Below are 11,378 nucleotides of genomic sequence, written 5' to 3' on the forward strand. Positions count from 1 at the left end.
TCCTTGCAAAGGGCGGGGTGCTCACTCTGCGGGCTTGACCCGCACGGCCAGCAGAGCTTTCACATCCTCCAGCATCTCCGGTGACGTGATGTCCAGCATGAGCCAGCGGCCCATTTTGGATGCAGCGGACCGATGGTAGACCGCCTGTGTCTCTGCCGTGCAGGTGAGCAGGACCATCTGGGCGGCCTCCTCATCCTTGGGCGCGACAGAAACCATGGCCGTCACAAACCCAGGCCGCAGGTAGACCGTGCAGAGAGACTTGCTGCCCCTGCGGAACTTCACATTCCATCCCGGCTCCAGACCGCACCGGCTGTACTCCAGCCGCGGTCCCGCTCCATAGGCCGCCGCCAGATACGCGCGCAGCTGCGGCCAAAGGGGCGTATGCGCATAGGCGTCGATTTCCTCCAGCGTGGGCCGCGCAGCCTCTGAATACAGCTCTGCCCAGGTCATGCGGGCTCCTCCTGCAGCATCTGCTCCAGGATCTCCACAGCCGTGACGATCATGTTGTCGCAGTGGGCGGTGACTCCCAGCCGCTGGGAGGCCGGGTTCCTCTCTGTGACGCCGGGCCGGGCCCGCAGCAGGTCTCCGCACCGGGTCAGGCCGAACACCTCCTGGAACCGGCGGCGGAACTCCTTGGCCTGGGCGTAGAGGCGCACCTTTCCGGCCCTGTCCTCTCCGTCCGTATGGGGGTGCAGCAGACTCAGCACCAGCACGCCGCCGCTGACGGCGCCGCACAGCTCCTCATGGCTGCCGCCCACGCCGCCGCCGAAGCCGCCCATGGCGGCCATCAGCTGCTCCGGCGCCGTGCCCGTCAGGTCCGCAAAGGCCCCGGCCACAGACTGGGCACAGTTATACCCCTGTTTGTGATATGCATAGGCTGCCGCACAGCGATCCATTGTATATTCCTCCAACTTTTCTTTGATAAATTGTAAAGCGCATTTACTTTACAGCCCTTTTGCCAGCTGGGTGATCTTCCGCAGCCGGTGGTTCAGGCAGGACTTGGTCACCGGCGGGTCAAACTCCTCCGCCAGCTCACTGAGGGTCAGCTCCGGATTCTCCAGCCGCAGGGCCGCCGTCAGCTGGAGCTTGTCCGGCAGCTGGTCCAGGAGGCCCGCCCGCTGGAGCTTCCGGATCGATTCCAGCTGTTCCTGGGCCGCCTCCACCGCCTTGTCCAGATTGGCGCTGTCGCAGTTGAGGCGGCGGTTAACGCTGTTGCGCAGGTCCTTTTCCAGCTTGGCGGACATGACGCTCATGGCGGCCACGGGCGCACCGATCAGCGTCAGGAAGTCCTCGATCTGGTCGCTCTGCTTGAAGTAGGTGATGAAGCTGCCGTTGCGGGCCACGCTCTTGGGGGGATAGCCGCACTCCCGCAGCAGCACCTCCAGCTCCCGGCTCACCTGCAGGTGGGAGGTCGCCAGCTCCAGGTGGTACCGCTTGGCCGGGTCCGTGACGCTGCCCCCGGCGAAGAACACCCCCCGCAGGAAGGACGCCCGGCAGCACTCCTCCTCCAGCAGTCCGAAGTTGATGTGCAGGGCCAGGTTCTGCTCCGGGCTGAAGCCCAGCAGGTCCACGATCCGGCGGAGCTTGCCGCCGTCTGTGATCTGGAACACCAGCTTGCCGCTCTCCCCCTCCTCCGGCAGCCGGTCGAACCGCAGGCCGAAGGCCCGGTGAAACAGCTTGGGAAGCCGGGCAGCCAGAGCGGGGTTCCCGGTGATGATCCGCACCTCGCTTGCGCTGAAGGTGTTGCAGTACAGCAGGATGCCGTAGGCCTCCGCCCGGGCGCAGCACAGCTTCTGCACCGGCAGGCGGCACAGCTCGTTTTTGGCTTCAAAGGAAAAGGACATGGGTGGGTCTCCTCCAACTCTGGGTAATTGTGGGGCTCATTTCTGCTCCTCCATCTGGTAGGCGTCCTCCCGGGGGCGGAATCGGGCACCGGCGATCCGGACGCTCCGCTCCGCATGGAGCAGGATCAGCTCCCGGGCCAGGGCCGCGGAGCTGTGGCGGACAAAGCCGCTCTCCACCGTGGCCACCGGCCGCTCCACGACCTCCACGCCCAAGGCCGCGCATGCGGACTTGTCGCAGCGGATGCGCTCGGCCCCCTCCTCCGCGTACCGGGCGGCCACCGCCTTGGGGATGGGCGAGGAGTTGGTGAGGCACAGGCGGAACAGGCCCTGCGCCGAATGGGCGAAGATGGCGGCAATGTGGTCGGATACGGTGTAGCCCTCCGTCTCCCCCTCCTGGGTCATGACGTTGCAGACATAGACCTTCAGGGCGTCGGACTCCCGGATCGCCTTCACGATGCCATCCACCAGCAGATTGGGGATGATGCTGGTGTACAGGCTGCCGGGCCCCAGGACGATCATATCCGCGTCGGCGATGGCGGAGACCGCCTCCGGCAGGGCCTTGGGCCGGGAGGGGATCAGACGCACCTGGCGGATGCGGCAGTCCTCCTGCTTTTTGCAGTAAAAGATCTTGGACTCCCCCACCACCGTGGCGCCGTTCTCAAATTCCGCCTCCAGCTGGACGTCCGCCGTGGTCACCGGCAGCACCCGTCCGGTGATGGCCAGGACCTGGCTCATGCGGCGCACCGCCGCGTCAAAGGACGGGGAGATGCCGTTCAGCGCCGCCAGAAACAGGTTGCCGAAGCTCTGCCCCGCCAGGCTCCCCTCGGTGAAGCGGTAGTGGAGCAGCTCCCGCATCACCGGCTCCGTGTTTGCCAGGGCCTCCATACAGCTGCGGATGTCCCCCGGCGGAGGCATCCCCAGGTCCTGGCGCAGCATGCCGGAGCCGCCGCCATCATCCGCCACCGTGACGATGGCGGAGATGTTCTCCGTATATTGCTTCAGTCCCCGCAGCATGTTGGACAGGCCGTGGCCGCCGCCGATGACGGCCACCTTGGGGCCATGGGCTCGGGGGACGCGGTATTCCTGCTCCCTCACGGCTCAGCCTCCCCGGGTCATGTCCCGGTGGTTCTCCAGCACCTGATAGCCCAGGCCGTGGATGAAGCCCGCCAGGGCATGGGTCACCGCCACGGAGCGGTGGTGACCCCCCGTGCAGCCCACGGCGATGGTGAGAGAGGTCTTTCCCTCCTCCGCGTACAGGGGCAGGGAGAAGGCCAGCAGGTCCTCCAAACGGCGCATGTAGTCCTGGGTCTGTGGGAAGTGGAACACATAGTCCGCCACCGCCTGGTCCAGCCCCGTCCGGGGACGCAGGTCCTCCATATAGAAGGGATTCGGCATGAACCGCACGTCAAACACCAGATCCGCCTCCAGAGGCAGGCCGTACTTGAAGCCGAAGGAGGTGACGCTCACTGTCATCCCCCCCTTCTCCCCCTCCTGGCCGAAGAGGCGCAGCAGCTCTCCCCGCAGCTGGGCGGTGGAGGTGCGGGAGGTGTCGATGACAAAGTCCGCCCGCTCCTTGACGGGGGCCATCATGGCCCGCTCCTTCTTCACCGCCTCCTCCAGGGAGTCGGTGTCTGCCGCCAGGGGATGGCGGCGGCGGGTCTCCTTGTACCGCTTGATGATGACCTCCGGCGCGGCCTCCAGAAACAGCATCCGGCACTGGGCCTCCATGTCCTTCAGCTTATCCAGCACGTCGAACAGCTCCGTGAAGGAGCTGGCCGTCCGCACGTCGTACACCAGGGCCACCCGGTCGTAGCGGCCGTTGCCCCCGGCGCAGAACTCCGCAAATTTCAGGATCATGGCGGCGGGCATATTGTCCACGATATAAAAGCCCATGTCCTCCAAAAAGGAGGCCGCCTTGCTCTTCCCGGCCCCGGAGAGGCCGGAGATGATGAGGATTTCCATGTCCGCACCGCCCCTTTCTCAGTCGATGATCCGGACCTCCGGCTCCAGCCGGACGCCGGCCTGCGCAAAGACCCGCTCCTGGATCTGGCGGATCAGCTCCTTCACGTCGGCGCAGGTGGCGCCGCCCCGGTTGATGACAAAGCCCGCATGCTTCTCGCTGACCTGGGCGCCGCCCACCGTCAGCCCCTTCAGGCCGCATTGGTCGATCAGCGTCCCGGCGTAATAGCCCTCCGGCCGCTTGAAGGTGCTGCCCGCGCTGGGGAACTCCAGCGGCTGGCTGGCCCTGCGCTTTTCCAGCAGCTCCTTCATCCGGCCCCGGATTGCCGCCGGGTTGCCGGGCGTCAGGCAGAACTCCGCCCGCAGCACCACCGCATCCGGGTGATCCGTCAGAAAGCTGCGGCGGTAGCCGAAGGCCATCTCCGCCCCGGTGAGGGTCCGGATGCCCTCCTCCGGCAGCAGCAGGGTTGCCTCCCGCACCACCTGGGCCATCTCCCCGCCGTAGGCGCCGGCATTCATGCACACCGCGCCGCCCACCGTGCCCGGGATGCCGTGGGCGAATTCCAGGCCCGCCAGCCCCTGCCGGCAGGCGAAATCCGCCACCCGGGCCAGGGAGGCCCCCGCCTCCGCCAGAATGGTCCCCGGCGTCCCGCCGGCCTCCACTCGGCTCAGGCCGGCGGAGGTGTCGATCACCAGCCGGTCCAGCCCCTCGTCCGGGGCCAGCAGGTTGGTTCCGTTGCCCATCACCAGGGGACGGGCGCCGCAGCGGGCGGCCATGTCCAGCAGCAGCACCAGCTGCTCTCCCCGCTCCGGAAAAGCCATGCGCCGGGCCGGCCCCCCGATGCGGAAGGAGGTGTGCCGGTCCATGGGCTCCTCCTTCTCGATCCGCAGGTCCGGCAGATAATCCGCCGCCTGCTGGTCAAATGTGATCCACCAGTCCATTTCTGGACCTCCTCATACTTCAGATTACCCGGCCCAGCAGGGCCGCACCGATGACGCCGGCGTCGTTGCCCAGCTCCGCCCGGAGGATGCGGGTGGCCCGCCCGCCGTGGCGGGAGAAGCACAGCGCCCCGACCCGGCGGCGCAGGGGCTCCAGCAGCAGATGCTCCGGCGCCCCGGCCACACCTCCGCCGAAGGCCACCGCCTCCGGCCGGAGGATGTTGATGAGACTGGCCGTGCCCTCCGCCAGCTCCTCCACATAGGCGCGGCAGACGGCAAGGGCCGTCTCGTCCCCCGCCTCTGCCGCCAGAAAGGGCGTCCGGCCGTCCACGCCGCCGGCCTCTTCTGCCAGACGGCAGAGGGCGCTCTCCGGATGGGCGGCCATGGCCGCCTCCGTCCGGCGAATCAGCGCCGTGGCGGAGGCGTACTGTTCCCAGCAGCCCCTGCGCCCGCAGGGGCAGGGCTCTCCTCCAGCATGGAGCACCATGTGCCCCGCCTCGCTGGAGGATTCGCCGCCCCGCAGGCGGCCGTCCAGAATGATTCCGGCCCCCAGGCCGGTGCCCAGGGTCAGCACCACGAAGTCCCGCAGACCCCGGCCCGCGCCCTGGAAATACTCCCCTACGGCAGCACAGTCCGCGTCGTTGCCCAGCAGCACCGGCAGGTCCAGCCGCCGGCGGAACAGGGCCGCCAGATCCGTCCGCTCCAGGGGGATGTTGGTGGTGTACAGAACCTCTCCGCCGGAGACGGCCCCCGGCAGGCCGATGCCCACGCCCTCCGCGTCCCCGGGCACCGCTCCGGCGGTGGAGAGCACCTCCGCCGCCAGATCCGCCAGGTCCGCCGCAAAGGTCTCCGCCCCCCGGAAGTCCAGGGGGCGGCGCGCCGCCGCCAGAAGGCGGCCCGTCTCGTCCGTCAGGCCCGCCTTCAGGTTGGTGCCGCCCACGTCGATACCGATGAAGAATCCGCTCATTTCTGTTTCCGGCTGCCCTGCTCCGCCCGCAGGTCCACCCGCTGGGCCAGCTCCTGGGCGGCGTTGAAGCCGTAACGCCGGTGGCGGTTGTTCATGGCCGCCACCTCCACGATGCTGGCCAGGTTCCGGCCCGGCCGCACCGGGATGGTGACGCAGGGGATCTCCACGCCCATGATGTCGATGTGGTGATCCTCAATGCCCAGCCGGTCATAAAACTTCGTCTCGTCCCACTGCTCGAACTGGACCACCAGGTCGATCCGGGATTCCTCCATGATGGCGCTCATACCGAAGAGCTGGCGCACGTCGATGACGCCGATACCCCGCAGCTCGATATAATGGCGGATCACCTCCGGCGCGGTGCCGATCAGCTGGTTGGAGATGCGGCGGATCTCCACCGCGTCATCCGCCACCAGCCGGTGGCCCCGCATGATGAGCTCAATGGCGGACTCGCTCTTGCCGATGCCGGAGTCGCCGGTAATCATCACGCCCTCGCCGGAGATGTCCAGCAGTACGCCGTGGCGGGTGACGCAGGGCGCCAGCACCCGGTTCAGATACTCGATGGTGTGGCTGGTGAACTCCACGGTGGTCTCCTCGGTCCGCAGCAGCGTCCGCTCGTGGACCCGGGCGCTCTCCAGGCACTCCGGGAAGCAGTCCAGCCCCCGGGAGATCACCAGGGCCGGGATGTCGTAAAGAAACAGGTCGTCGAAGCACTTGCGCCGCTGCTCCGTCGTCAACCCCTTGAGATAGGTGATCTCCGCCTTGCCCAGCACCTGGAGGCGGCGGGGGTCAAAGTAGTCGTAGAAGCTATGAAACTGGAGGCCGGGACGGTTCACGTCCGTGATAGTGAGCAGCGCCGTGTCATAGTCGCTGCCCCTGTTCAGCACCTCCAGATTGAAGAGGGTGACCAGCTCCGAGATCTTCAGGCCATGTTCTTGCATCGTGTCCTCCCCTTTTCTTGCGGCGCCCGGGACTGGGACGCCGGTTTTCTCCCAGGCCGGGCCCACGCCCGGCGCGGTGGATGGATCGCCGCACCCGCGCTCCGGTGTGCGGAAGTAACTCTATTATATATGAATCTCACCGCTTGCGCAACACCCAGCCGCCGGTTTCCCGGTCGGGCCCTGTGCCCGCGGCCGAATCCGGCCGGTCTGTCGGAGCGGGGCGGGCTCTTGCCTCCGGCCGCCGGTTGTGTTACCATAGGTGCGGCCGGTGGTATTTCCACAGATGACATGAAAAGGAGCGTGGCATCCATGCTGAACTGTATTGCCGTGGGGCTTGGGGGATTCCTGGGGTCCGTGTGCCGTTATCTGGCTGGGCAGATTCCACTGGGAAGGGACTGGGGCTTTCCCGTCCGGACGCTTGCCATCAACCTGATCGGCTCCTTTCTCATCGGCGCCGTGACGGCGCTGGCCCTGAAGCGGGCCGCCCCCGACCCCAAGCTGGTGCTCTTCCTGAAGGCAGGGGTGTGCGGGGGCTTCACCACCTTCTCCTCTTTTGCCCTGGAAACCGGAGATCTTCTGCAAAGCGGGCGCACGGCGGCGGCCCTGCTCTATGCGGCGGCAAGCCTGATCCTCGGCGTTGCGGCGGTATTTGCCGGGGAAGCGGCGGTGCGCTGACGCCCCCTTGGCGTACAGTTGAAAAAAGCTTGTGTTTTTTTGAAAATTTTACTTGCATTTTCAAAACTTTTCTGTTATGATACCAGTTGTGCCTGCAGATGGCATGGAAGTACGCAACAGCAAGGAGGTGCAACGGATGGCTAAGTGCGAGTTCTGCGATAAGGGCGTTACGTTCGGCATCAAGGTCTCTCACTCTCATCGGCGTTCCAATCGGATGTGGAAGCCCAATGTGAAGCGTGTGAAGGCAATTGTCGACGGCTCTCCCCGCCATGTGTATGTTTGTACCCGGTGTATGCGTTCCGGCAAGGTCACCAGAGCGGTCTGACATGGACAAACGAAATCCCGAACCACCCGGTTCGGGATTTTTTGCTGTATATTCGCAGTCTCAGAAAGGAGCCGTATGGAACAGCCCATTCTCCCCCTGCGGGACGCGCCCGTCCTGGCGGACGCGGCCGCCGTCTGGTTCAGCCGCCGCTGGGGAATCCCGGCGGAGTCCTACCGGGAGAGCATGGAGCAGTGCCTCCGCCGGAAGGCGCCGGTTCCCCAGTGGTACGTGGTCCGGGACGGCGGGCGCCTGCTGGCCGGGGCCGGCGTCATCGCAAACGACTTCCACGACCGGAAGGACCTGACGCCCAATCTCTGCGCCCTGTTTGTGGAGCCCCCCTGGCGGGGCCGCGGGACCGCCGGGCGCCTGCTGGACTTCATCCGGCGGGACCTGGGCGCCATGGGGATCCCCCGGCTCTACCTGGTGACGGACCACACCGCCTTTTACGAGCGGTACGGCTGGACGTTTCTGACCATGGTCACCGGGGACGACCATCTCCCGGAGCGGATGTATACCGCCCCCACCCTGCCCCCCGCGTCCGGCGCCCGTGTGCCGCCGGACAGAATCAGCCCTTGACATTCCAAGGGTTTCAGGGGATAATGTACGTTGTTATTTTTTGTAATTTACCCGATATGGAGGTATTTGCATGGCATTGGATCAGAGCTTTTTCCAGGAGATGGAGGCCCGCATCCCCAAGGGGAAGGTCCGCACCCGGTTCGCCCCCTCTCCCACCGGCTATATGCACGTGGGCAATCTGCGGACGGCCCTGTACACCTGGCTCATCGCCCGGCACGCCGGCGGCACGTTCATCCTGCGGATCGAGGACACCGACCAGGGCCGCCTGGTGGAGGGCGCCACGGACGTAATTTACCGCACCATGGCGGAGTGCGGCCTGACCCATGACGAGGGCCCCGACGTAGGCGGCCCCGTGGGCCCCTATATCCAGTCGGAGCGCCGGGACCTGTATCAGCCCTACGCCCACCTGCTGGTGGAAAAGGGCGCCGCCTACTACTGCTTCTGCGAGAAGGCCGCATCCGAGGAGGACGCCGGTGACTTTGACCGCGCCGACGATCCCTGCCGGGATCTGTCCCCGGAGGAGGCCCGACAGCGTGTGGAGGCCGGCGAGCCCTATGTGATCCGCCAGCGGATCCCCCGCGAGGGCACCACCACCTTCCACGACGTGTCCTTCGGCGACATCACCGTGGAGAACAAGACCCTGGACGACCAGGTGCTGCTGAAGCGGGACGGCCTGCCCACCTACAACTTCGCCAATGTGGTGGACGACCACCTGATGGGCATCACCCACGTGGTACGGGGCAGCGAGTACCTCAGCTCCGCCCCCAAGTACAATCTGCTGTACGAGGCCTTCGGCTGGGACATCCCCACCTACGTCCACTGCTCCCCCGTTATGCGGGACCAGCACAACAAGATGTCCAAGCGCCACGGGGACCCCTCCTACGAGGACCTGAAGGCCCAGGGCTATCTGACGGAGGCCATTTTGAACTATGTGGCTCTGCTGGGCTGGGCCCCCAAGGGCGAGCGCAGCGAGCAGGAGATCTTCTCCCTCAGCGAGCTGGTGGAGGCCTTCGATATCGCCGGTATCTCCAAGTCCCCCGCCATTTTTGACATCGACAAGCTCACGTACTTCAACGCCACGTATCTCCGCGCCATGGCGCCGGAGGACTTCGCCAAAGCGGCGGAGCCCTATATCCGTGAGGCCGTGAAGAACCCCGCCATTGATGTGTCCGCCGTGGCCGCCCTGCTCCAGGCCCGCTGTGAGAAGCTGACCGAGATCCCGGAGAAGGTGGATTTCTTCGACCAGCTGCCGGACTACGGCGTGGAGTGCTTCACCAACAAGAAATCCAAGACGAATCCCGAGGTCTCCCAGGCCATGCTGGAGGCCGCCATCCCCGCCCTGGAGGGCATCGGCGACTGGACGGCGGACGCAGTCCACGACACCCTGATCGCCCTGGCGGAACACCTGGGCGTGAAGAACGCCACCCTCATGTGGCCGGTGCGGATCGCCGCGGCCGGCAAGCTGGTGACCCCCGGCGGCGCCGTGGAGATCTGCCACATCCTTGGTAAGGATGAGACCCTGCGCCGCCTGCGGCTGGGCCTGGACAAGCTCCGGGCATGAGGCGGTTTCTGGCGGCCCAGTTCGCCCCGGTGCTCCGGGCCTGGCGGAACGGATATGAGGCCGAGGTCCGGCGCGCCGCCATCGCCTTTTTCCTGCTGGTCTTCCTGGCCTTCGGCGTGTGTCTGGCGGTGCCGGAGCTGCGGCTCGGCTTTTCCGCCTATCTCCAGCACCTGTTCCAGGGCATGGACCTGACGGACGGGGCCGGGAACCTCTCCCCGCTTCTGCTGCTGGCCAACAATCTGCGGGCCTGTGCCGTCACCATGCTCTATGGGCTGATCCCCTTTGTGCGTCTCCCGGCCCTGGCGCTGGGCGTGAACGCGGTGCTGCTGGGCGGCCTCGCCGCCTGCTATGCTGCCACGGACACCACCATGCTGCTGTATGCCGCCAGCCTGCTGCCCCACGGGATTTTCGAGCTGCCCGCCTTGATCCTGGCCTTTTCCATGGGGCTGTACATCTGCGGGCACCTGACCCGCCGCTGCCGCCGCGATCCGGCCGCCCTTCCTCTGGGCGCGTGCCTGGGGCTGGCGGCCCGGCTGCTGGTCTTCCTTCTGCTGCCGCTGCTGATCCTGGCGGCGCTGACGGAGGCCTACGTGACGCCCCTCGCCGCGGGGCTGTTCCTCTGAATCACAATCCACAGAAAGGATGCATTTCCGACTATGAGTAAAACCACCATCCCCTCCGGCTACCGGATGCCCCTCAGCAACAACGAGCTCCAGCGGGCCATCGAGCTGATCCACCAGGAGTTTCAGCACAGCCTTTGTGTGCGCCTGAACCTGCACCGGGTCTCCGCCCCCCTGTTCGTGGACGGCCGCACCGGCCTGAACGATGACCTGAACGGCGTGGAGCGTCCTGTCTCCTTTGACATCCCCGATGTGGGCACCGACGGTCAGGTGGTCCACTCCCTGGCCAAATGGAAGCGCCTGGCCCTGAAGCGGTACGAGTTCCCCGAGGGAACGGGCCTCTACACCAACATGAACGCCATCCGGCGGGACGAGGAGGTGGACAACCTCCACTCCATCTATGTGGACCAGTGGGACTGGGAGAAGCATATCTCTCCCAAAGACCGGAACGTGCTGTACCTGAAGGAGACGGTGCGCGACATCGTGGGCGCCATCTGCGACACCTCCGCTGCCCTGCGCAACGCCTTCCCTGCCCTGACCTTCAAGCCGGACCGGGACGTGTACTTCATCACCACCCAGGAGCTGGAGGACCGCTATCCCGACCTGACGCCCAACGAGCGGGAGGTGGAGATCTGCCGCAAGCATCACACCGTGTTTCTGATGCAGATCGGCAAGACCCTAGCCTCCGGCAAGCGCCATGACGGCCGCGCTCCCGACTACGACGATTGGGAGCTGAACGGCGATATCCTCATGTGGAACCCCATTCTGGAGCGGAGCTTCGAGCTGTCCTCCATGGGCATCCGGGTGGACGCCGCGGCTCTGGACCGCCAGCTGACCGCCGCGAACTGCAACCAGCGCCGGGAGCTGCCCTTCCACAAGATGCTGCTGAACGGCCAGCTGCCCCAGTCCATCGGCGGCGGCATTGGCCAGTCCCGGCTGTGCATGCTGCTGATCGGCACCTGCCACATTGGCGA

Annotated in this window: 14 protein-coding genes; 6 read left to right on the plus strand and 8 right to left on the minus strand. The window is 66.1% G+C overall.

Features of this window, described 5'->3' with window-relative positions:
• Positions 1–21: 21 nt before the first annotated feature.
• From OCV80_RS07905 to hprK, 8 genes are read right to left on the minus strand one after another with little or no spacing between them, the layout of a single operon-like run.
• The gene (locus OCV80_RS07905) at positions 22–450 is read right to left on the minus strand and encodes a DUF3788 domain-containing protein (protein WP_021750234.1); all 429 of its coding nucleotides are present in this window, start codon (positions 448–450) and stop codon (positions 22–24) included.
• Complete coding sequence (locus OCV80_RS07910) at positions 447–896, minus strand: C-GCAxxG-C-C family protein (RefSeq protein WP_021750233.1); 450 nt, start codon at positions 894–896, stop codon at positions 447–449. The genes OCV80_RS07905 and OCV80_RS07910 overlap by 4 nt, the downstream gene beginning before the upstream one ends.
• A gap of 48 nt (positions 897–944) precedes the next feature.
• Positions 945–1,844 carry a DNA-binding protein WhiA gene (gene whiA, locus OCV80_RS07915; RefSeq protein ID WP_119310935.1) on the minus strand — a complete coding sequence of 300 codons (900 nt, stop codon included), beginning with the start codon at positions 1,842–1,844 and terminating at the stop codon, positions 945–947.
• 36 nt (positions 1,845–1,880) lie between these two features.
• The gene (locus tag OCV80_RS07920; protein ID WP_267288338.1) at positions 1,881–2,939 is read right to left on the minus strand and encodes a gluconeogenesis factor YvcK family protein; all 1,059 of its coding nucleotides are present in this window, start codon (positions 2,937–2,939) and stop codon (positions 1,881–1,883) included.
• Positions 2,940–2,942: 3 nt separating this feature from the next.
• Positions 2,943–3,806: an RNase adapter RapZ gene (gene rapZ / locus OCV80_RS07925; protein WP_021750230.1), complete on the minus strand. Its 864-nt coding sequence runs from the start codon at positions 3,804–3,806 to the stop codon at positions 2,943–2,945.
• An 18-nt stretch (positions 3,807–3,824) separates the two neighbouring features.
• On the minus strand, positions 3,825–4,745 hold the full coding sequence (gene murB / locus OCV80_RS07930; protein WP_267288339.1) for a UDP-N-acetylmuramate dehydrogenase: 921 nt from the start codon (positions 4,743–4,745) through the stop codon (positions 3,825–3,827).
• Positions 4,746–4,764: 19 nt separating this feature from the next.
• On the minus strand, positions 4,765–5,709 hold the full coding sequence (locus OCV80_RS07935; protein WP_267288340.1) for an ROK family protein: 945 nt from the start codon (positions 5,707–5,709) through the stop codon (positions 4,765–4,767).
• Positions 5,706–6,647: an HPr(Ser) kinase/phosphatase gene (gene hprK / locus OCV80_RS07940; RefSeq protein ID WP_119310931.1), complete on the minus strand. Its 942-nt coding sequence runs from the start codon at positions 6,645–6,647 to the stop codon at positions 5,706–5,708. The genes OCV80_RS07935 and hprK overlap by 4 nt, the downstream gene beginning before the upstream one ends.
• A 309-nt stretch (positions 6,648–6,956) precedes the next feature.
• Here hprK and crcB point away from each other — a divergent pair, with 309 nt between their 5' ends.
• The 6 genes from crcB to asnA form a co-directional block, all read left to right on the plus strand.
• Complete coding sequence (gene crcB, locus OCV80_RS07945) at positions 6,957–7,322, plus strand: fluoride efflux transporter CrcB (protein WP_025545313.1); 366 nt, start codon at positions 6,957–6,959, stop codon at positions 7,320–7,322.
• A 136-nt stretch (positions 7,323–7,458) separates the two neighbouring features.
• The gene (gene rpmB / locus OCV80_RS07950) at positions 7,459–7,647 is read left to right on the plus strand and encodes a 50S ribosomal protein L28 (protein WP_021752119.1); all 189 of its coding nucleotides are present in this window, start codon (positions 7,459–7,461) and stop codon (positions 7,645–7,647) included.
• Between the two features lie 75 nt (positions 7,648–7,722).
• Positions 7,723–8,223 (plus strand): GNAT family N-acetyltransferase, encoded by a 501-nt coding sequence (locus tag OCV80_RS07955; protein WP_021751467.1) that lies wholly within the window; start codon positions 7,723–7,725, stop codon positions 8,221–8,223.
• Positions 8,224–8,293: 70 nt separating this feature from the next.
• Positions 8,294–9,784, plus strand: coding sequence for a glutamate--tRNA ligase (gltX, locus tag OCV80_RS07960; RefSeq protein WP_025545310.1), 1,491 nt, complete (start codon positions 8,294–8,296; stop codon positions 9,782–9,784).
• The gene (locus OCV80_RS07965; RefSeq protein ID WP_021751469.1) at positions 9,781–10,407 is read left to right on the plus strand and encodes a stage II sporulation protein M; all 627 of its coding nucleotides are present in this window, start codon (positions 9,781–9,783) and stop codon (positions 10,405–10,407) included. Before gltX ends, OCV80_RS07965 begins: the two co-directional genes overlap by 4 nt.
• 33 nt (positions 10,408–10,440) lie before the next feature.
• Positions 10,441–11,378, plus strand: a 938-nt coding sequence (asnA, locus tag OCV80_RS07970) for an aspartate--ammonia ligase (protein WP_267288341.1), incomplete at its 3' end; no start/stop codon positions are given.

This window comes from Oscillibacter acetigenes, from assembly GCF_025567605.1.
Lineage (GTDB): Bacteria > Bacillota > Clostridia > Oscillospirales > Oscillospiraceae > Oscillibacter > Oscillibacter welbionis.